General features: G+C 37.0%; 20 protein-coding genes. 5 read left to right on the top strand and 15 right to left on the bottom strand.

Annotated elements, in window-relative coordinates; translation table 11 throughout:
• The 9 genes from fliR to HH_RS03455 all read right to left on the bottom strand — a co-directional run bounded on the left by fliR (position 1) and on the right by HH_RS03455 (position 8,054).
• Complete coding sequence (fliR, locus tag HH_RS03495; RefSeq protein WP_011115546.1) at positions 1–777, bottom strand: flagellar biosynthetic protein FliR; 777 nt, start codon at positions 775–777, stop codon at positions 1–3.
• A 5-nt stretch (positions 778–782) separates the two neighbouring features.
• Positions 783–1,031 carry an exodeoxyribonuclease VII small subunit gene (xseB, locus tag HH_RS03490; protein WP_011115545.1) on the bottom strand — a complete coding sequence of 83 codons (249 nt, stop codon included), beginning with the start codon at positions 1,029–1,031 and terminating at the stop codon, positions 783–785.
• Positions 1,032–1,041: 10 nt separating this feature from the next.
• Positions 1,042–2,487, bottom strand: coding sequence for an IMP dehydrogenase (gene guaB, locus HH_RS03485; RefSeq protein WP_011115544.1), 1,446 nt, complete (start codon positions 2,485–2,487; stop codon positions 1,042–1,044).
• Between the two features lie 19 nt (positions 2,488–2,506).
• On the bottom strand, positions 2,507–3,850 hold the full coding sequence (gatA, locus tag HH_RS03480; RefSeq protein ID WP_011115543.1) for an Asp-tRNA(Asn)/Glu-tRNA(Gln) amidotransferase subunit GatA: 1,344 nt from the start codon (positions 3,848–3,850) through the stop codon (positions 2,507–2,509).
• Between the two features lie 76 nt (positions 3,851–3,926).
• Positions 3,927–5,003, bottom strand: a complete 1,077-nt coding sequence (gene aroC, locus HH_RS03475) for a chorismate synthase (protein WP_011115542.1) — start codon at positions 5,001–5,003, stop codon at positions 3,927–3,929.
• Positions 5,000–5,722, bottom strand: coding sequence for a ribonuclease III (rnc, locus tag HH_RS03470; protein WP_011115541.1), 723 nt, complete (start codon positions 5,720–5,722; stop codon positions 5,000–5,002). Before rnc ends, aroC begins: the two co-directional genes overlap by 4 nt.
• Positions 5,715–6,155, bottom strand: coding sequence for a ribonuclease HI (gene rnhA, locus HH_RS03465; RefSeq protein WP_034365854.1), 441 nt, complete (start codon positions 6,153–6,155; stop codon positions 5,715–5,717). Before rnhA ends, rnc begins: the two co-directional genes overlap by 8 nt.
• Positions 6,130–7,215 (bottom strand): hypothetical protein, encoded by a 1,086-nt coding sequence (locus tag HH_RS03460; RefSeq protein WP_011115539.1) that lies wholly within the window; start codon positions 7,213–7,215, stop codon positions 6,130–6,132. The genes rnhA and HH_RS03460 overlap by 26 nt, the downstream gene beginning before the upstream one ends.
• A 2-nt stretch (positions 7,216–7,217) precedes the next feature.
• Positions 7,218–8,054: a peptidyl-prolyl cis-trans isomerase gene (locus tag HH_RS03455; RefSeq protein ID WP_041309011.1), complete on the bottom strand. Its 837-nt coding sequence runs from the start codon at positions 8,052–8,054 to the stop codon at positions 7,218–7,220.
• A gap of 155 nt (positions 8,055–8,209) precedes the next feature.
• Between HH_RS03455 and HH_RS03450 the strand changes: the two genes are divergently transcribed.
• Positions 8,210–8,920, top strand: coding sequence for a DUF2716 domain-containing protein (locus HH_RS03450; protein WP_011115537.1), 711 nt, complete (start codon positions 8,210–8,212; stop codon positions 8,918–8,920).
• Between the two features lie 28 nt (positions 8,921–8,948).
• On the top strand, positions 8,949–10,121 hold the full coding sequence (locus HH_RS03445) for an MFS transporter (RefSeq protein ID WP_011115536.1): 1,173 nt from the start codon (positions 8,949–8,951) through the stop codon (positions 10,119–10,121).
• Positions 10,122–10,123: 2 nt separating this feature from the next.
• On the opposite strand, the gene HH_RS03440 is transcribed toward HH_RS03445, so the two are convergent.
• Together HH_RS03440 and fliP are read right to left on the bottom strand one after the other, a co-directional pair.
• On the bottom strand, positions 10,124–11,338 hold the full coding sequence (locus HH_RS03440) for a tRNA (uridine(54)-C5)-methyltransferase TrmA (RefSeq protein ID WP_011115535.1): 1,215 nt from the start codon (positions 11,336–11,338) through the stop codon (positions 10,124–10,126).
• An 11-nt stretch (positions 11,339–11,349) separates the two neighbouring features.
• On the bottom strand, positions 11,350–12,147 hold the full coding sequence (gene fliP, locus HH_RS03435; RefSeq protein ID WP_011115534.1) for a flagellar type III secretion system pore protein FliP: 798 nt from the start codon (positions 12,145–12,147) through the stop codon (positions 11,350–11,352).
• A 98-nt stretch (positions 12,148–12,245) separates the two neighbouring features.
• Between fliP and glmU the strand changes: the two genes are divergently transcribed.
• Genes glmU through HH_RS03420 form a run of 3 tightly spaced genes read left to right on the top strand, consistent with a single transcriptional unit; the run spans position 12,246 to position 14,189 of the window.
• Entirely contained in the window at positions 12,246–13,610 is a 1,365-nt protein-coding gene (gene glmU / locus HH_RS03430; RefSeq protein ID WP_011115533.1) for a bifunctional UDP-N-acetylglucosamine diphosphorylase/glucosamine-1-phosphate N-acetyltransferase GlmU, read from the top strand.
• Positions 13,610–13,816 (top strand): sulfur carrier protein ThiS, encoded by a 207-nt coding sequence (thiS, locus tag HH_RS03425; RefSeq protein WP_011115532.1) that lies wholly within the window; start codon positions 13,610–13,612, stop codon positions 13,814–13,816. The genes glmU and thiS overlap by 1 nt, the downstream gene beginning before the upstream one ends.
• Position 13,817: 1 nt before the next feature.
• Positions 13,818–14,189, top strand: coding sequence for a hypothetical protein (locus tag HH_RS03420; protein ID WP_041309009.1), 372 nt, complete (start codon positions 13,818–13,820; stop codon positions 14,187–14,189).
• Positions 14,190–14,206: 17 nt separating this feature from the next.
• Here HH_RS03420 and HH_RS03415 read toward each other — a convergent pair whose 3' ends face one another.
• The 4 genes from HH_RS03415 to HH_RS03400 are packed head-to-tail and all read right to left on the bottom strand — an operon-like array spanning position 14,207 to position 19,311.
• The gene (locus HH_RS03415) at positions 14,207–15,769 is read right to left on the bottom strand and encodes a phospholipase D family protein (RefSeq protein ID WP_011115530.1); all 1,563 of its coding nucleotides are present in this window, start codon (positions 15,767–15,769) and stop codon (positions 14,207–14,209) included.
• Between the two features lie 51 nt (positions 15,770–15,820).
• Complete coding sequence (locus HH_RS03410) at positions 15,821–16,564, bottom strand: fumarate reductase iron-sulfur subunit (protein ID WP_011115529.1); 744 nt, start codon at positions 16,562–16,564, stop codon at positions 15,821–15,823.
• On the bottom strand, positions 16,564–18,540 hold the full coding sequence (locus tag HH_RS03405; protein WP_011115528.1) for a fumarate reductase flavoprotein subunit: 1,977 nt from the start codon (positions 18,538–18,540) through the stop codon (positions 16,564–16,566). Before HH_RS03405 ends, HH_RS03410 begins: the two co-directional genes overlap by 1 nt.
• Positions 18,541–19,311: a fumarate reductase cytochrome b subunit gene (locus HH_RS03400; RefSeq protein ID WP_011115527.1), complete on the bottom strand. Its 771-nt coding sequence runs from the start codon at positions 19,309–19,311 to the stop codon at positions 18,541–18,543.
• Between the last annotated feature and the right edge of the window lie 81 nt (positions 19,312–19,392).

Raw genomic sequence — 19,392 nt, 5'->3', positions numbered from 1 at the left:
TTATTGCCCTAAAAAAATTTTCCCTACCGCAAAAAAAGCATTTTTAAGTTCATTTTTGAAAGTATACATAATTGTAGAAATTGTAAGCACAAGCACGACAAAGGCAATGGCAATTTTTACAGGAAAACCTATAACAAGGAGATTGAATTGCGGGTGGGTTTTCATAATCATACCAAAGATAATATCAGAGAGCAAGATAATTGCGAGAATGGGAAATGCCATAGAAAAGCCCACAGCAAAAATATTACTAAAGGCTTTGACAAAATAAGCTGCACTTTTTGGCTCAAATACAAAGCCCCCCAATGGCGTAGCTTCAATGCTATGAGAGATGATAAGAAAAATAGTATGATGAAAATCAAGACTTAAAGCGACAAGTAAGCCTATAATGGCTATAAGTTGCGCAATAATGGGTTTTTGTGTTCCACTCACAGGGTCATATGCACTTGCCATAGTGAATCCCATTGTGAAACTGATAATTTCGCCGCCAAAACTTAACATTGCAAAAACAATTTGCAAACATACTGAAGCAATGAATCCTAGCATAATTTCAAAAAGTGCAGCAATAAGAAACTCTACCATAGTCATATCAGGCAGCGTATAGGTTGCAAGAGGAAAAAATGCCACACTCATAAAAAATACCATTGCCGCACGGATATGAATACTAATAAGTTGATTGTCAAAAAATGGAAAAAACGCAAATACACCACCAAAACGTGCTATGAGTAATAAAAATACAGCAACACTATTTGGTTGAGTAAGATAAGCGACAAGCTCCATAGAATCTAATCTTTAAATTCTTGATACTGCAATTTGGCTTGTTCTAAAATTTCTTGAGCGTTTTTAAGACTTTGCATTCCTTGCTCATAAAGAGCGAGAGATTCTTTAAGGGTAATTTCTTGAGCATTGAGTTTGCTTAATACTTCTTTAGCTCGTTCAAGCATATCCTCAAAGTCTTCTTCTTGTGTTATTTCGTTTTTTTTATTTTCGGTGTTAGTTTGCGAAATGATTTTTTGCTTTTTAGAATCTGCCATTTTATTCCTTTTAGCCGTGATAATTTGGTGCTTCTTTGGTGATATCTACATCATGCACGTGAGATTCTCTAAGCCCAGCAGAGGTAATTTCTACAAACTCTGCCCTTTCCCATAAGGATTGAATGTCTTTACTGCCTAGATAGCCCATTGACGATTTTAATCCACCGATAAGTTGATGAATTACATCACTTACTTTTCCGCGATAAGGAACTCTTCCTTCTACACCTTCGGGCACAAGTTTATCTTGCGCTGTGCCCTCTTGGAAATATCTATCCGAGCTTCCTCGTGTCATTGCACCTATACTTCCCATACCACGATAAATTTTATATTGTCTGCCTTGATAGATAATAAGATCACCCGGAGATTCTTCAGTGCCCGCAAGAAGACTTCCTATCATTACACTTGAAGCACCAACTGCTAAAGCTTTAGCGATATCTCCTGAATATTTTATACCGCCATCAGCAATAATAGGGATTTTATGTTTTTGGGCTATTTGAGAGCAATCATCAATAGCTGAAATTTGAGGCATTCCCACGCCAGCAACAATGCGAGTGGTGCAAATACTACCCGGTCCAATACCTACTTTTACTGCATCAGCTCCTGCATTAATAAGATCTTGTGTGGCTTGTGGTGTAACGACATTGCCAACAACAATATCAATGGTGAGCTTGGATTTGATTTTTTCTAAAGTTTTAAGAACATTAATAGAATGTCCGTGTGCAGAATCAAGCACTAGCACATCAGCTCCTGCATCAGCAAGTGCTTGTGCTCTTTCAAATTGCTTTACTCCAATAGCTGCGCCAACCTTTAATCGTCCAAAGCTATCCTTGCAGGAATTAGGGTATTCTATACGTTTTTGAATATCTTTAATAGTAATAAGTCCTTTAAGCATATAGTTTTCATCAACAATTGGGAGCTTTTCAATTCTATTTTTGTGCATAATCTCTTTTGCTTCCTCAAGTGTGGTGCCTACTTTTGCTGTAACTAGGGAATCTTTTGTCATTAAATCGCCTACATATTTACTTAAATCTTGTTCAAAGCGCATATCACGATTAGTGAGAATACCAATGAGTTTGCCATATTCATCAACAACAGGCACACCAGAGATTTTATAATTATCTGTAATTGATTTTGCATCAGCAAGTGTGTTGTTTGCTCGGATATAAATAGGGTCAATAATAACGCCGCTTTCACTTTTTTTCACGCGTTTGATTTGTTCTACTTGTGAATCAATATCCATATTTTTGTGGATAATACCAATGCCGCCAAGTCTTGCCATAGCAATGGCAGTGCGACATTCTGTAACTGTATCCATTGCAGCACTTACAAGGGGAACATTAAGTGAAATATTTTTGCTTAAAAGAGTTTGAGTATTAACTTCTTGAGGGAGAATTTCGGAATATGCAGGGATAAGTAAAACATCTTCAAATGTGAGAGCTTTTTGTTTAATTTTCATATTTTACTCCTTTATAAAATTAATTGTTTATTTCTTTTTCTAATCCATAGGCAATATTGAGAATGTTCTGTTCTTTGAATTTTGCACCAATAAACTGCATACCAATGCTTAAACCATTTTTGTCCTTGCTTACAGGCATACATAAGGCTGGTAATCCTGCTAGATTGACACCAATAGTATAAATATCACTTAAATACATTTCTAAGGACGAATGCGTTGAGCCAAATTTAGGGGCTACACTTGGGGCAATAGGCAAGAGAATACTATCGCACTCATTAAAGATAGATTCGTAATCTGCACAGATTTTCTTTCGCACTTGCTGTGCTTTGAGATAATACGCATCATAATAACCGCTGCTTAGCACGAAGCTTCCAAGCAAAATGCGGCGCTTTACTTCTTCGCCAAAATATGCACTGCGTGTATTAAGATATACATCTTTGAGATTTTTTGATTCGCTTCTTGTGCCATAGCGGATTCCATCAAAACGCGCAAGGTTAGAGCTAGCCTCTGCAGTACAGATAATATAGTATGCCGAGATATGATAGCGTGTATCAAGCATAGATTTTTCAACAATGGTATGCCCCATAGATTCTAAAATTTTAATAGTGTGATTATAGGCTTCTTGTATTTGGGGGGTGGCATCTTTAAGGAAATCTTTTAAAATAGCAACCTTGTAACGTGCATTTGGGTCAAGGTCTTTAAATGTGTTGAGTGATGGGAGATTCGCACTTGTAGAATCTTGCTTATCATATCCGCTTATGGCATCAAGCAAAAGTGCAGCATCTTCAACATTTTGCGTAATAGGTCCAATTTGGTCTAAACTTGAGCTATATGCAATTAACCCATAACGACTTACTCTTCCATAGCTTGGTTTTAACCCTACACAACCGCAAAATCCAGCAGGCTGCCGTATTGAACCACCCGTATCGCTTCCAAGTGAGGCAATAGCAAGTCCAGCCGCTACAGCTGCCGCACTTCCCCCACTGCTTCCACCTGGCACACGCGAAGTATCAAGAGGATTTTTCACTCTCCCATAACAGCTAGATTCTGTTGTGCTTCCCATTGCAAATTCGTCCATATTGGCGCGTCCAAAAGCACACATTTTGTTTTCGTGTAATTTTGTGATAACACTTGCATTATAAGGAGAAACATAGCCTTTTAAAATTTTACTCGCACAAGTGATTTCCCAACCTTTAACATTGATATTGTCTTTTATGAGAATTGGCACACCACTTCCACTTTCGTTAATTTCGCCAATATAAGCATTGAGTTCTATGTTTTCCTTGACGCGTTGGCGCAAGAGAGTTTTTATCTCTTTGAGTTCATTTTCGGATTTGTTTAGAGCTTCTTTGAGTGTTATCATTTATTGTCTCCTATTGTGTTAAGGAAGTGTGATTATAGAATCTTCTTGCTTTAAAATAACTATAATATAAATTTTGTTATTGCTTATAAATCTTTTTTAAAAAACAAAGTTGTGAAGTAGCGTGTAATAAAAGCATATCTGCGAGGACGAGAGCAACCATTGCTTGCGCGACTATACTGCCACGAACTGCTACACACGGGTCGTGTCGTCCTTTGATTTGGCAAGTTTGTTCTTGTAAGTGTATATCAAGCGTCTCTTGGGGTATAAAAATACTCGGTGTAGGTTTGAAATGTGCTTTAACAAGAAGTGCATTGCCATTACTTATACCTCCCAAAATACCACCACTATGGTTACTTTTAAAGCCGTTTTTATCCATTTGGTCATTATGCTCACTTCCATATTGGGTGCAAGAGATGATTCCATCGCCTATTTCTACCGCTTTAACAGCATTAAGCCCCATAAGTGCTTCTCCCAACGCTCCATCGAGGCGATGATAAAGTGGTTCGCCCAATCCTGCAGGAAGTCCCTCTACACGAATGAGAGCACTTCCACCAATGCTATCGTGTTTTCTTTTAGCATTTTCAATAAGCGCTTTTTGTGATTCTTCACATTCTTTGTCAAGTGCATAAATTTCACTTTTGAGTGCGTATGCAAAATCATATTGCTTCCCTGTGATATTGCCAATTGAGCATATGCCACTTTGGACATTTATGTCAAATTCGCGCAAAAGCATTTGTGCTACAGCTCCAGCTGCTACTCTTGCTACACTTTCTCTTGCTGAACTTCTTCCTCCCCCTCTATAATCTCGGATACCATATTTTTTGAAATATGTATAATCAGCGTGTCCGGGACGAAAAATGTCTTTAATATTGGCGTAATCACTGCTTTTTGTTCCAGTATTTGCTATCCACATACCAATAGGTGTGCCCGTGCTCAACCCTTCAAACACACCACTTAGAATTTGCACTTTATCAGATTCTTTACGTTGTGTTGTATATTGATTGCGTCCGGGTGCGCGCCTTGTCATCATAGATTCTATAAAAAGTTCATCTATATGCAATCCTGCAGGAATGCCATCAATCACACAACCAATCCCCTCGCCGTGAGATTCTCCAAAAGTGCTTACACGAAATGATTTGCCAAAAGTATTCATTTTTCCCCTTTATGATGAGTTTTATTCATCTTTGAATAGAGTTTTTTATAAGCAATTTGCGCGCTTTTTTGTTGCGCCTCTTTTTTTGAGTTCCCGCTTGCTCTTGCATATTCTTTTCCTTGCACACTTAGAGCTATTTCAAAACTTTTTTTATGATCGGGTCCGCTTTCGCTAATGAGCGTATAAGTTGGAATCTCACCATAAAAAGCTTGAGTAATCTCTTGTAGCGCAGTTTTATAATCCATAAAAAGAGAATCTAAATCAATCTTGATATAATTATATTCAAGTAAATCATAAATAATACTTTGAACATAAGTGAGGCTAGATTCTAAATAAATTGCACCTATGAGGGCTTCAAAGGCATTAGATAAAATGGAAGCTTTTTGCCGTCCATTGTTGTTTTCTTCACTTTGTGAGATATATAAATATGCACCTAAATCAAGTGATTGAGCAAGTTTCATAAAACCTTTCTCATTGACGATGCACGCTCGTAATTTAGATAACTCACCTTCTTTAGCAAGAGGGAATTTTTTAAATAAATATTCTCCTACAAGCAAATCTAGCACTGCATCTCCTAGAAACTCAAGTCGTTCGTTATTATATTGTTTTTTACAACTTTTATGCGTGAGGGCTTCAAGGAGGAGTTGTTGATTTTGAAAAACATAGCCTAACTTTTTCTCAAGGAGCTGGGGAGATTTGGGCAAAATAGATTTACTCATCAGAAATTCCTTTATTTAAATAAAATTGCGCACTTTCTTTTGCAAGTTTATCACATAGTTCATTTTGTGCTACTCCCGCGTGTCCTTTTACCCAATGTGCAATCACTTGATGAGGTGATGAAACTTGTAAATATAGTTGCCATAAATCAGGATTTTTGACATTTTTAAATTGCTTAGAAATCCACGATTTAAGCCATAAGTTGATACCATTGCATACATAGCGAGAATCACTATATACATTCACAATGCAAGGTTGATTAAGAGCTTTGAGAGATTCTATCACTGCAAGGAGTTCCATACGATTATTTGTTGTATAGGTTTCGCCACCTGTAAGAATCTTTTGCTTATCACCAAAAGAGAGTATGCCACACCAGCCTCCAGCACCGGGATTTCCAAGTGCACTACCATCACAATAAAGAGTAACTTGTTTCATTATCAACCTTTTGTATCTTATAGATTACATCGGTATTAAGCAACTCACCACAATGTGAACAACGTGCGTTTTCAAAGGGAAATACTTGTTTGCAGCTATGGCAGCGGTATTCAAAACTAAAATCTATGCAAAGGGTTGAATGTTGCTTTAAGATTCTCATATTTTCTAGCTCAAAAATATTGCAACTTTTTGTATCTTGTATCCAGCCTTTTGCACGATAGATATCAAGAATCTGCGGATGTGTAATTTGCTCTAGAGGCACATTTTTGCGCTCAAAATCCCATAATACATCAATGAGGCTTGCTATATTTTCGCTTTTATTGATTTCTTCCCAAAAGAGTGAATGACTTACGCTTTTAAAAAAGACTAGAATAATTTTTTCAAGTTTTATTTCTTTTGCTTTGATTTCATTGAGCCTTTGAATCTTGCTTGATAGGGGCATAGCGTATTGATTGATGAGTAAAAGTGTGTGTAAATAAGCTTTATTGAGTGCAATTGTATGAAAAAATTGCTCTTGGGCTATTGTAGGGGTAGAGTGTGAATCATAGATTTCTTCGATACATTCAAGTGTGTCGATAGCATTTTTATATTCGCTTAGATTTTCGTAAGTTTTGAGCAAATAAATGAGCACTTGAGGATTTCGGGGATAATTTTTGAGAATCTCTAAAAAAATATTTTTTGCTCTTTGTAAAAATCCTGCAGTGTAGTAAGCAATGCCTAGCTGCTGGAGAATCTCAATTTTTGATTTTGCACTTTCTTTTGAATTATCAAGATTCTCTAAAATACTAAGATAAATTTTAATTGCTTCTTGCGTATTGCCGCTTTGAATATAGGCATTAGCGATGAATTGTAAAGTAGGAATAGGGTTTTGCGAAAGTGCAAGGAACTCTTCTACTCCTTGGGTTAGTCCAGCAAATTCATACGATTTTGTTAAGTTTTTTAAAGAGCGTTTTTTTTTCTTTTCTTTGTAGCGATTTTGCCAATAATCAATAAATGCAGCCGTAGCGATAAGAGATACAAAGATAATAATGCCAAAAAGTGGGTCAGTATAAGAGAGCATAATTATTCTCTAAGATTTACAATATTAGCACTAGAGCGGATTTTGTTAAAGTGTTCCGCGATAATAGACTGCTCTTTTTGTGCCATAATTTTTTGATTGATAAGAGGTTTTGCCTCCTCAAAATTAATAGGGGTTTCACCTAAACGTTCTTTTACCAAAAAGCTCACAAAACCATTGCCACCTGTGGTAAGCACAGGAGTAAATTCATTATTTGGCGTGTGTATAAATACTTGGGCAATTTGAGGATTAAGGGAAGAGAGAGCGATAGTTTCATTTACTTTTTGCACACCTTTAATATTTTGTTTGGGTGATTGTATCGCCTTTTGCAAGGCATTATCGGTTTGAGAAAAATAACGCACTACACGCACTTGTGAGGGAATTAGAAATTCTTTTTTATGTCGTGTATAATAGGTAAGAAGCTCATCTTCACTTGAAATGCTAATATTAGAAGCAAGGATTCTCTGCATAAGTTCTTTTGTTTGGAGTTGTTTTTTAATTTGTGTGCGATATTCTTGCAAACTCATTGTATGCGTAGCTTTTCTAAGAAATTCATCTTTGCTTAGATTAGCATTTGCGGCAAGCAGAGCAATTTCTTCATCAATTTTAAAATCTTCAATGCTGATTTTAAAACGTTCAATTTCATCATCTTTGAGCCGCTCATTAATGAGCATATCAATAGCGGCTTGTTTGGAGATTTTAAGATGTGATTGCAAAGAGGCAATTTCATATAAAGTGATAGCGTGTCCATTTACGCGTATGGCTACTCCAGCGATAACTTCTCCATACGCGCTAAACACGCACGCACAGAGCAGACATACTCCATAAATAATATTTTTCATTTGTATCCTTTGTAAATTCGGCATATTTTATCATATTCAAAGCAATAAGCAGCAAAGAGGATTCTATCTTTATCTTAACTCTATTTGAAAATTATAATATAATGTCGCTTTTGCAATCATTGCAGCAATAATGAGATAAGGCTTTTGGAGAAAGAATGGGATTAAGAGCATATTTAGCAAAGAAAGCACAAAGCAAACGCGAGATATTTTTAAAAAAGAGGCTTATTGTGCCAAATGAGAATTATGAAGTGTTAGGGGAAGAGGAAACAGATTTTATGTATGAAAGAATTGGATTTAATGTAATGCCACATTGGAATATTTTAGAGATTGCGCGTAAATTGCCCTATATTATTTATATTGCGGATTTTGATAAAGTCAATCATAAAGCCTTTCAAGAGAGTATGCCACAAATTTTTGCGAAAGTTTTAGATAAATATGCTCTTACAAATTTAAAATCCTATGCTCAAAAAGAGGAGCAAAAAGCAGCAAATGAGATTATTGTGCTTGATTGGCAACATTCTTGCTATGCTTATTATCCTAAAAAGCCTAGCGGAGAGTGTTTTCCATATTATTGCGATGGGGATTATGGGTATAATCCTTATTCAATTACCTATGGAGAAAATGAAATTTACAATTTTTACTTCCCTACATTTTATCCAAATGGAGAGCATTTTGCTTTTTTCAAATATGACACAAAAAGCAATCAAGTTGCCTTTGGTATGGTGGGATTATTTGATTTTGAAAGCAGAGGCAAAAAAACTACAATTACCATTTTTGGCGAACATTTTATAGAGGAAATGCGATATTATGATGAAAAGATTTTTGGCTTTGAAATCATAGAGATGGCAGGTCTTTTACATAAATAACAAAGAATTAAAAAATGGAAAGCATAAGATGAACAAATTTGCTTTGAATGCAACAAGCAAAACGATTTTAGTTTTGGCTCTTAGCTCTTTTTGTATGGGAGTTACAGAATTTATTATTGCAGGTGTTTTACAAGATGTAAAGGCATATTTTGGTGTAGATTCTAATCAGGCAGGATTGCTTACGACTATGTATGCAGTGGGTGTAGTAATTGGCGCACCACTTTTAAGCATTCCTCTAAGTGGATTTAATCGTAAATTGCAGCTTTTGCTTAATCTTGGTGTGTTTGCTTTGGCAAATTTTGTGATTTATATCAGTGATAATTTTATACTCAATGTGATTGCACGATTTATCGCAGGCACACAACACGGAGTGTTTTTTGTTATTGCTACACTTACGGCTATTCAAGTTTCTTCCAAGGAAAAAGAATCTCGCAATCTCGCCCTTATGGTGTCCGGATTGACGATTGCACTTGTAAGTGGCGTTCCTTTGGGGACATTTATTGGGCAGATTTTTGGCTTTAAATCTATTTTCTTGCTTATTTGCCTTTGCACACTTATTGCTTTTATTAGCGCAATTGCTTTTATGCCAAGCCATTTGCAAGGCTGCAAAACGCATATAAACGCACTTTTTAAGGCTTTTTTACATATTCCATTACTTAAAGCCTATGCAATTACGATATGCACTTGTGGTGGGGCATTTGTACTTTATACTTATGTAACAGATTTACTCACACAAAAAAGCCATTTTAATGAGGCGAGCATTGTATATATTTTGTTACTTTATGGCATATTTGCAATTTTAGGGAATCTCTTTGGCGGTAGGCTTGCAGACAATAAAGGCTCAAGACGCGCTTTACAAATCGTGCTCTTTTTACAAATTATTTTTTACGCTCTTGTGAGTGTGAGCGCCCATTCACAAGTGTTTGTTGTGATTAATTTAGCGATTATGGGTTTTTTATCTTTTGCCTCAATCCCAGCGCTCAAAGTGAATGCAATGAATATGGCACGTAAATACACGCCAGATTCTATGGATAGTTCAGTAAGTGTCAATGAAGCAGCCTTTAATGTAGGCATTGCATTGGCAAATCAAATTGGTGGCTTAGTCGTTGTTGCACCATTTTTGGGTGTTAGTTTTAATCCTCTTTTTGCTTCGCTTTTTGCACTTCCTGCATTTATTTTAGTGCTACGTAAGATGGAATAATTTTATAGAATCTTATTGGATTTGCGCAAAATTACTATGCACTCTCTATGATATGTATGTGGGAATTGGTCAAAAAGCCCAAATCGCATTACATAATGGCTTTGAGAAAGAATGCGCAAATCGTTTAGTAGCGTATGGGGATTGCACGAGACATATATAATTGTGTTAAAGTTTTGCAAAAAATACAACACTTCTTCTTCGCCTACACCGCTACGAGGTGGGTCAATTAATACACAATCAAACGCAAAAGCATCTAAATCAATATTTTTAAGGCGAAAAAATACGCGCTCTTTACGCAGAGCTTGGATACTTTCAAATGCGTTAAGTCGCGCAGGTATAATATTTTCTATATTATTTTTAGCCATATTTTTTTGTAAAAGTGTAATTGCAGACTTTACCACTTCCGTAGCAAAAATATGGCGGAATATTGAGGCAAGTGGAATGGTGAAGTTACCGCTACCACAATAGAGTTCAAGCATATCACAAGGAGTTTGTGGGGTATAGATTGATGAGAGTGCGGAGACAATAAATTCAAGCATTTGAGTGTTGATAAATGGATTAGGTTGGCAAAATCGGGATTCTTGTTTGAAAAATGTATAAGTGCGTTCTTTTGGAGTGTTGGCAAAAAGTGTGAGATGCTCACAAATAATATCATTTGAGAGGATATGTTTGTGATTTTTACTGCGTCCGATAATGTGAATATTCGTATTAAGAGTATATTCAAGCTCTTTTTGTATTTTTAACGCAAGAGATTCCCAATGAGAATCTAGGGATTTGTGATAAATGAGGGTGATGATAATTTCATTTTGTAAGGAGGAGAGGAGATTGCACGCATAAAGTTTATGATTAAGTAAGTCGTATGTATTGAGATAGTGCAGCAAAAGAGGCATAATGTCCTGTAAAGTAGGGAGCAAAATAGGACATTTTTTAATAGGCACACGGTGATTATAACCAAATGCATTCATAGCAAAATCAAGCCCACTTTTATTCTGGAAAACGTGAGAGAATCTAAACTCTGCACGAGCTCTAAACCCCTCTTGCGGTGAAGCAAATACTTCTATAGCTAAGGGATTGGTGGGATATTGAAAATTTTTGCTTTTTGTATCAAGAAAAGATTGAAATTCTTGCAAAGTAAGATTGTGTTTTGCCTGCAGTTGTGTGGAATAATCTTGTATATTTGTGCAGCCTCCACATATGCCAAAATGCTCACAATTCATTCTAGACCTAGCTACTTAAAGCCTTGCACAAGGTTACCTATGAGGAGATTCCAACCATCAACAAGTATAAAAACAAGAATCTTAAAAGGCAACGAAATCATTACAGGTGGCAACATCATCATACCCATTGCCATAAGCACCGAGCTAATAACCATATCAATAACTAAAAAAGGCAGATAAAGCAAAAAACCAATCCAAAATGCAGTTTTAAGCTCACTAATCATAAATGCTGGAAGCAACACTGTTAAGGGCACATCATTAACACTTTGAGGGTTTTCAAGTTGGCGGATTCTAAAAAAAAGAGCCAAATCTTTTTCACGCGTGTTTTTAATCATAAAATCTTTAAAAGGTACAATCGCTCTTTCAAAGGCTTCATCATAGGAGATTTTTTTTTCTGCATAAGGTTTAATACCCACTTCATAGCTTTTGGTTGCCACAGGTTCCATAATAAAAAATGTCAAAATTAGAGCAAGGCTAACAAGCACTTGTGTTGGGGGAGATTGCTGTGTGCCAAGTGCAGTGCGCAAAAAAGCAAAAACAATGACAATACGTGTAAAGCTTGTCATCACAAGCACAAGCGATGGAGCAATGACAAGAAGCGTGATGATAAGCACGATATTGAGAGTGGCAACAAGTTCGGTTGGTTCTTTTGGTGCAGTAAGGGAGAGATCTACTGATGGTAAGATAGGGTTATTAGGGATTGATGGCACAGATGGAATGCTAGAGGGTGCAGGAAGTGCGGGCTCAAGTTTTGGCTCTGCATAAGTAAAAAGCATACATAAACTAAGCAGGCAAAATATTTTTTTCAAAAATCACTCCAAAATTGAAACTCAAGGGCGTATTATAGGATTTAGTGTGTTAAAATTATATAAATTAAGCCAATTCAATATAAATGAAGGAGTAATTTATGAATGTATCAGTGGTGATTTTAGCCGCAGGAGCAGGGACGCGTATGAAATCGCATATTCCTAAAGTATTACATAAAATTTGTGGCAAAGAAATGTTGTTTTACTCCATTGATGAGGCATTAAAAATAAGTGATGATGTGCATATTGTGCTTTTTCATCAAGAAAATGTAATCAAAGAGCGCTTACTTTGTGCATATAAACAGGCTTATGCTGATGGGGCATTGCATTTTCATCTCCAAGACCACGCTCATTATCCCGGGACAGGTGGTGCGCTAATGCAAGGACAAAATGCAGGTGCAAACGCTAAAAAGCCTTTTTGTTATCAATATGATGAGATTCTTATTCTTAATGGTGATATGCCTTTAGTGTGTTCACAAACTCTCAAGTCTTTATGCCAAAACAAAGCACAAATTGTAATGAGTGTCTTGCATCTTCAAAATCCAGATGGCTATGGACGTGTAGTGATGGAATCTGGCGTAGTGCAAAGAATTATTGAGCAAAAAGATGCAAAAGAATCCGAGCTTTTGATAAAAGATGTAAATGCAGGTGTTTATAAAATCCACAAATCAATCCTTGATCTTTACTTGCCTCAAGTGGGAAATGCCAATAATCAGCAAGAATTTTATCTTACCGATGTAGTTTTTTATGCAAAAGAAAATGGCATAGAAATAGCTGCATTGGAGGTAAAAGAAGAGGAATTTATGGGGGTGAACTCTAAGATTCAGCTTGCCTGTGCTCAAGAGATTATGCTTCAAAGATTGCGTGAGAAGGCAATGGAGCAGGGTGTGATTATGAACTTGCCTCATACTATTTATCTAGAATCTAATGTTACTTTTAGTGGGGAGTGCATTATAGAGCAGGGTGTGCAGATATTAGGGGATTCTCATATTAGTGATTCTCACATTAAAGCGCATAGTGTGATTGAACAGAGCATTATAGAATCAAGTGATGTAGGACCTTTGGCGCATATCCGTCCTAAGAGTCATATCAAAAATACTCATATTGGCAATTTTGTTGAAACAAAATCAAGCACCTTGCGCGGTGTGAAAGTGGGTCATTTGAGTTATCTTGGAGATTGCGAAATAGATGAGGGAAGCAATATTGGTGCGGGAGTGATTACTTGTAATTACGATGGTAAGGCAAAACATAAGACGACTATTGGCAAAAGTGTGTTTGTAGGAAGTGATGTGCAACTCATCGCACCTTTAAACATAGAATCAAATGTGCTTATAGGTGCAGGAAGCACTATTACAAAAGACATTGAATATGGAGATTTAGCACTTTCACGTGTTGCACAACAAAATATTAAAGATGGGTTTTTTAAATTTTTTTCTGACAAAAATGAAGAGAAAAAGGAGCAGTAATGAGTGGGCATATATTATTGAATGGCAAGGACTATGAGATAGATGAGCAAGTAACGATTCTATCGCTTATAAAAAAGTTGAATATTACCCATAAGGCAATGGCGATTGCAGTTAATACACAGGTTGTAAAAAAGCCTTTATGGGAAAGCTATATATTACAAAATGGTGATGAAGTGGAGATTTTAGATTTTGTTGGTGGTGGATAAAATGAGATTGCTTAAGAGAGTGCTATGGGCAGTGAGTATTATAATATTAGATATATGGGGCTGCACAGGAGATTGTAAATCGTGCCATCAGAATCTTGATTATAAAAATGATATAAGACATCGTCCTATGCTTGAATGTAAGACTTGCCATACTGATGAAAAAATGGCACAAATTGATATGGGTGGCTGTGGAGAGGATTGTTTTTTGTGCCACGATGTGAAGAAGATTCAATCTCCAGCACTTGCTAAAGAACATAGTGTTATTGATGCTTGTATTCAGTGTCATACGCAGCTTTCTACCTCACCTATTAATACAGGAGAGAATGTTTTTCAAAAAAGTCTTAAAAGTTTCAGTAACGGATTGGCGCCCTAATTGCAGATGCAGAGATTTTAAATTTGGCTTTCAGGGAGAATTTTTGCAAGTGTTTTTAGAATCCTTGTCCAAATCCCTGTATCAGGAGGATAGGTAAAAATCTCTGTCTTGCTTTCATCATCTCCCTCCCAAAGCGTTTTTCCATTTTTATTATATACGTGCCACGCACTTTCCATATCTGTCATCAAATCAGCCTTAAAGACTTTTGCAAATTTAGGATTATCAAAGATAACAACGCATTCAGTATTGAGATGAGTTGAACGTGGGTCAAGATTAAAACTCCCAATCCAAGTAATAGAATCATCAAATACAATGCTTTTACTATGCAAAGAAGCTTTGGACTTTGATATTTTATCACGTAACTTTGATTTACCTCTACCTTGATATTGATATTCATATATATTTGCACCCTCTTTAATAAGAGTGCCACGATAACGTTCCCACGCACTATATACGACAAGAGAATCCGTAGAGGCAAGAGAATTTGTAAGAATATTAATATCCACACCCGAAGCAATCAAGGTTTTAAAACGTTTTATACCCTCTTTGCTTGGCACAAAATAGGCGGCAGAAATATAAAGATTGTTATATGTAAAGTTGAGAATCTTTGCAAGTGCTTTGGCAATGGGTTTTGGCGCTTGTGGGTCTTGAATTTTTTCTGGTTTATCAGCAATAAACACGGCGTTGCCCCAAAATACCTCAAAAGATTTGTTTTTGTATTTTTTAATAAGGGTATTGATTTTTTCCTCATAATGTGCCCACTCAGGATTCGCTTTAAGACTTTCCATAGAGGATTTAAGTTTTTTAAGTGGCGTTTTGAATTTAAGAAGTGAAACAGGAATAGAGCGATGAAAATTCCAATATTCATAAAAATTTTTTTTGCCCTCCATTGCTACATTACCAATAAAAAGCACATCGGTATCAACAAAATTAATATGATGATTTTGGTCAAAATAATTATCTGCGATATTTCGTCCACCAATGATAAGGGCAATATCATCTACAATAAAGAGTTTATTGTGCATACGATGATTAATGCGATTAAAATCAAACACCATTTCTGGATAACGTAGGATTTTTGAGCGATTTTTATAGGGGTTGAAGATTTTTACTTCAATATTTGGGTGAGAATTAAGAGCAATAATATCTGAAAAATCAGAATCTAATCCATTATCATCAATGAGCATTTTAACAATCACCCCTCTTTGTGCAGCAAGCCAAATCTCGTGCATAAGAATACGTGAAGCGAGGTCATTTTTATAAATATAAGTTTGTAAAACAATGCTTTTTTCTGCCATACGAGCGAGATAAGCGCGATGCAAAAATGCGTCTAACCCATCACTTACGAGCATTCCTCCCGTAATAGTTGGGTTTTGTTTAAGTTTATTCTGATAAGGCATACCAATAGCAGTGAGCACAGGGTCAAAAACAGGTGTTGGATTTGATTGAAGTGCAAGTGGGTCTTTAATGTCTTTGGTAGAAGCGACAATAGAAGAACAACCAGCAAAGATAAAAAGACATATAAGACAAAGCAAAGCAATATTTGTTGATGAAAAAAAGACAGAATAAATAGATTGCATTATGTTTCTTTAGAATCTACCCTTTTTAAGTAAAAGGGTAGAAAGATCGTGTTATTTCATACCTACACTAAGCATTTTGCGGCGCAAATAAGCAATTTTGCTCTGTAGAGGAAGTTCTTTTGGGCAAGTATCGTGGCAAGCAATAAGACTCATACAACCAAATACACCATCATCGTTACCTACAAGCTCATAATAATCCTCATCAGTGCGCTCATCGTGCGGGTCAATCATAAATCGCACAATCCGATTCATTCCAGCTGCACCAACAAAATCTTCGCGCATAACTTTTGTTGCACAGCTTGCAATACAACAGCCACACTCAATACATCTATCAAGTTCAAAAACTTCATCAGCTACTTCAGGTTCAATAGGCACTTCAAGTTTAGAAATATCGGGCTGATGTTGAGTATGTATCCAGCTTTCTACTCGTTTTGTCATACCTGCAAACCATTCGCCTGTATTTACGCTTAAATCTTTGATAAGTTTAAATGCAGGGAGAGGCATAAGGGTAATGACACCATCAGGGAAGTCTTGAGTAAGTGTTTTACACGCAAGTCTTGGACGTCCGTTAATCATCATTGCACAGCTTCCGCAGATACCAGCACGACATACAAAATCAAAGCTTAAATCAGGGTCTTGTTGCTCTCTAATCATACCCAATGCAATAAAAACTGTCATTGAATGAGCTTCTTCAACCTGATACTCACGAAAATGTGGTTTCGACACTGCACTTTGTGGGTCAAACTTTAATGCTCGAATAGTTAGTGTTCTTCCTTTTTGTTGTGTTGCACTCATTACTTATCTCCTAGTCGTTGGTTTCTTGCTTTAAATTGTGGTTGGAGATTGAAAGGCATCAAGGCTTCTTGCAAGGCATATCTATCACCGCCCTTTGCTTGAATCTCTTGTGTAATTTTCTCAATCTCAGCTTGGCGAATAGCACTATTTGGATGTTCAATAATCATACCTTTTGCGCCATAGCCACGGAAGCCGGGTGCAATTTCCATTTTCATAATATCCAAATCTTCATAAGTAACCGTTGGTAATGTTTGATTTGGGTCTTCCCAGCTTGTAAGTGTACGTTTTAACCAATTCGCATCATCACGTTTTGGATAATCTTCGCGTGTATGTGCACCACGAGATTCTGTTCTATCAAGTGCACCTTTTGCAACACATAATGCAATTTTAAGCATTTTTGGTGTGCGGTAAGCATCTTCAAGCTCGGGATTGTTATGAAGTTTTTTGTTTTGCACACGAACATTCTTACTGCGTTTATAGAGATCTTCAAGTTTATTCACAGCCTCTTGCAAACTTTTGCCATCACGGAAGATTCCCACATCATTATCCATAATGTCTTTCATAGCATTTTTAAGCACATAGACATCTTCATTTCCTGTGCTATTAAGCAATGAAGCGAGATATTCTTCTTCTTTTTTGACAAATTTTTCAAGCAAGGTTGTTTGGACATCAAGGTTTGCTCCTTGGCAGTATTCTGTAAAGTATTCTCCAATAATCATACCAGCTACTACAGCTTCGCTTACAGAGTTTCCGCCAAGACGATTGAATCCGTGTAGGTCCCAACAAGCTACTTCACCAGCAGCAAATAGCCCTTTAAGGTAAGTTTCTCCTCTATAATCTGTACGGATACCGCCCATAGAGTAGTGCTGCATTGGTCGCACGGGAGCCCAAACACCCGGTGTTGCAGGGTCAATTCCTGCAAATGTTTTACAAATATCTTGCACATCACGCAAGTTTCTCTCTACGTGAGCACGTCCTAAGATAGAGATATCAAGCCATAAGTGGTCGCCATAAGGAGATTTTACGCCTTTACCATTGCGGATATGTTCAAGCATTCTTCTTGAGACAACATCACGACTTGCAAGTTCTTTTTTCTCTGGCTCATAATCAGGCATAAAGCGGTAGCCATCAACATCACGTAGAACACCACCATCGCCACGACAACCTTCTGTAAGGAGGATTCCACTTGGCACAATCGGAGTAGGGTGAAACTGCACAGCTTCCATATTCCCAAGTTTTGCTACGCCTGTTTCCATTGCAATAGCTGCACCTGTTCCTTCACAGATAACGGCATTTGTAGTGTTGCGATATACTCTACCATAGCCTCCTGTAGCGAGTAAAGTGCCTTTAGATACATAAGCTATAAGTTCTCCTGTTACCAAATCACGCACTACGGCTCCATAACATCTCCCATCTTGATGGATAAGAGAGATAGCCTCTTTCCTATCTTGAATATCTACACCGAGTTTGTAAGCTTCGTTTGCTACTGCATAAAGCATTGTATGTCCAGTAGCATCGGCGGTATAACAAGTTCGCCATTTTTTTGTTCCACCAAAATCGCGTGAATGAATATAACCGTGTCTAAAATCATCTTCTGTAATTGTTACTTTTTCGCCGTTAATAACTGCAGGGCGGTCGCCTTTTTGGATTCTTGTCCAAGGCACCCCAAAACCTGCTAGTTGGCGAATTGCTTTTGGTGCGGTAGTAACAAACATTCTTGCTACATTTTGATCACAACCCCAATCACTTCCTTTTACCGTGTCTGCAAAGTGTAGATCTTCATTATCACCATCACTTTTTACAGAATTACCTAGACTTGCTTGCATACCACCTTGAGCAGCCGCTGAATGGCTTCTTTTGACTGGCACAAGAGAAAGCACAATGGTGTTAAGCCCTGCCTGTTTTGCTGCAATAGAAGCACGAAGTCCTGCTAAACCACCGCCAATAATCAGTGCATCTGAATATACTACTTTCATTTACTCTCCTTTCCCTTGTGTGTGCTCATCGATTATTCTATATTCCTGAATACTGTAGCTACTATCTAGTCCGTGTCCAATTTGCATATACGCCACATATGAAGCAATACCAAGTATAAGGCAGAATGCTGTGAGAGCTAGCTTAATAGCACGTAATGCTTTGATTCCAAGCCCTTCAAACCAGCCCCATTTAATACAAAGCCGATAAAGTCCAATAGAGCCGTGAAATTCAACAGCAAAAAGTAAAAGTGCATAAAGCAAATAGAAATCTTGGTGATAGAATCTATATGAACTTGCACTTGGACCGATATTTTCAGGTTGTGTAAGCATTATGAATACGTGTGGCATTGCCAAAAAGAAAATAGCAAAGCCTGTCGCTGCTTGAATTGCCCAATAACTTGTATCCCCGTGCTTCATTAAATCTTTATGAACACGTAAGGCGAGAAATTGTTTGTAGTTAATCGGGAATTTTCTCAACGCCAAAAACGCATGCACTACAAGAGCAATAATGACAATAGCCACAATAACAGAAACAAGACGTGGCTCGCCTGCCTCACCAAAAATCATACTGCCCTCAAAGAATTTTGTAACTTTATACATCGCTTCTTTGCTGATTAAGATACTTGATACAAAAAGTAAATGTGCCAACATAAACAACCCTAAGAATAGGCCTGTTGCACTTTGCCAAAAATCAAGTTTGGCAGGGATTTTACTCTTTTTTCTTTGAGGTGTTACCCCTGTGTAGCTTTCAATTATTTTATCCTCTCGCATGAAACCTCCTGTTTGTAGTTTGACCTCTATAGCTTACACAAGCACTCTAGGAGCTTTTATCCCAAAACTACTTAGTAGCAT

Origin of the sequence: Helicobacter hepaticus ATCC 51449, assembly GCF_000007905.1 — a bacterium.
GTDB lineage: Bacteria > Campylobacterota > Campylobacteria > Campylobacterales > Helicobacteraceae > Helicobacter_C > Helicobacter_C hepaticus.
The sequence above is the reverse complement of the archived record's forward strand: the minus strand, read 5'-3'. Positions and strand labels throughout refer to the sequence as shown.

Excerpts from the sequence above, each read along its gene's own strand:
- fliR (WP_011115546.1), bottom strand. The coding sequence starts at position 777 with ATGGAGCTTGTCGCTTATCTTACTCAACCAAATAGTGTTGCTGTATTT.
- xseB (WP_011115545.1), bottom strand. The coding sequence starts at position 1,031 with ATGGCAGATTCTAAAAAGCAAAAAATCATTTCGCAAACTAACACCGAA.
- guaB (WP_011115544.1), bottom strand. The coding sequence starts at position 2,487 with ATGAAAATTAAACAAAAAGCTCTCACATTTGAAGATGTTTTACTTATC.
- gatA (WP_011115543.1), bottom strand. The coding sequence starts at position 3,850 with ATGATAACACTCAAAGAAGCTCTAAACAAATCCGAAAATGAACTCAAA.
- aroC (WP_011115542.1), bottom strand. The coding sequence starts at position 5,003 with ATGAATACTTTTGGCAAATCATTTCGTGTAAGCACTTTTGGAGAATCT.
- rnc (WP_011115541.1), bottom strand. The coding sequence starts at position 5,722 with ATGAGTAAATCTATTTTGCCCAAATCTCCCCAGCTCCTTGAGAAAAAG.
- rnhA (WP_034365854.1), bottom strand. The coding sequence starts at position 6,155 with ATGAAACAAGTTACTCTTTATTGTGATGGTAGTGCACTTGGAAATCCC.
- HH_RS03460 (WP_011115539.1), bottom strand. The coding sequence starts at position 7,215 with ATGCTCTCTTATACTGACCCACTTTTTGGCATTATTATCTTTGTATCT.
- HH_RS03455 (WP_041309011.1), bottom strand. The coding sequence starts at position 8,054 with ATGAAAAATATTATTTATGGAGTATGTCTGCTCTGTGCGTGCGTGTTT.
- HH_RS03450 (WP_011115537.1), top strand. The coding sequence starts at position 8,210 with ATGGGATTAAGAGCATATTTAGCAAAGAAAGCACAAAGCAAACGCGAG.
- HH_RS03445 (WP_011115536.1), top strand. The coding sequence starts at position 8,949 with ATGAACAAATTTGCTTTGAATGCAACAAGCAAAACGATTTTAGTTTTG.
- HH_RS03440 (WP_011115535.1), bottom strand. The coding sequence starts at position 11,338 with ATGAATTGTGAGCATTTTGGCATATGTGGAGGCTGCACAAATATACAA.
- glmU (WP_011115533.1), top strand. The coding sequence starts at position 12,246 with ATGAATGTATCAGTGGTGATTTTAGCCGCAGGAGCAGGGACGCGTATG.
- thiS (WP_011115532.1), top strand. The coding sequence starts at position 13,610 with ATGAGTGGGCATATATTATTGAATGGCAAGGACTATGAGATAGATGAG.
- HH_RS03420 (WP_041309009.1), top strand. The coding sequence starts at position 13,818 with ATGAGATTGCTTAAGAGAGTGCTATGGGCAGTGAGTATTATAATATTA.
- HH_RS03415 (WP_011115530.1), bottom strand. The coding sequence starts at position 15,769 with ATGCAATCTATTTATTCTGTCTTTTTTTCATCAACAAATATTGCTTTG.
- HH_RS03410 (WP_011115529.1), bottom strand. The coding sequence starts at position 16,564 with ATGAGTGCAACACAACAAAAAGGAAGAACACTAACTATTCGAGCATTA.
- HH_RS03405 (WP_011115528.1), bottom strand. The coding sequence starts at position 18,540 with ATGAAAGTAGTATATTCAGATGCACTGATTATTGGCGGTGGTTTAGCA.
- HH_RS03400 (WP_011115527.1), bottom strand. The coding sequence starts at position 19,311 with ATGCGAGAGGATAAAATAATTGAAAGCTACACAGGGGTAACACCTCAA.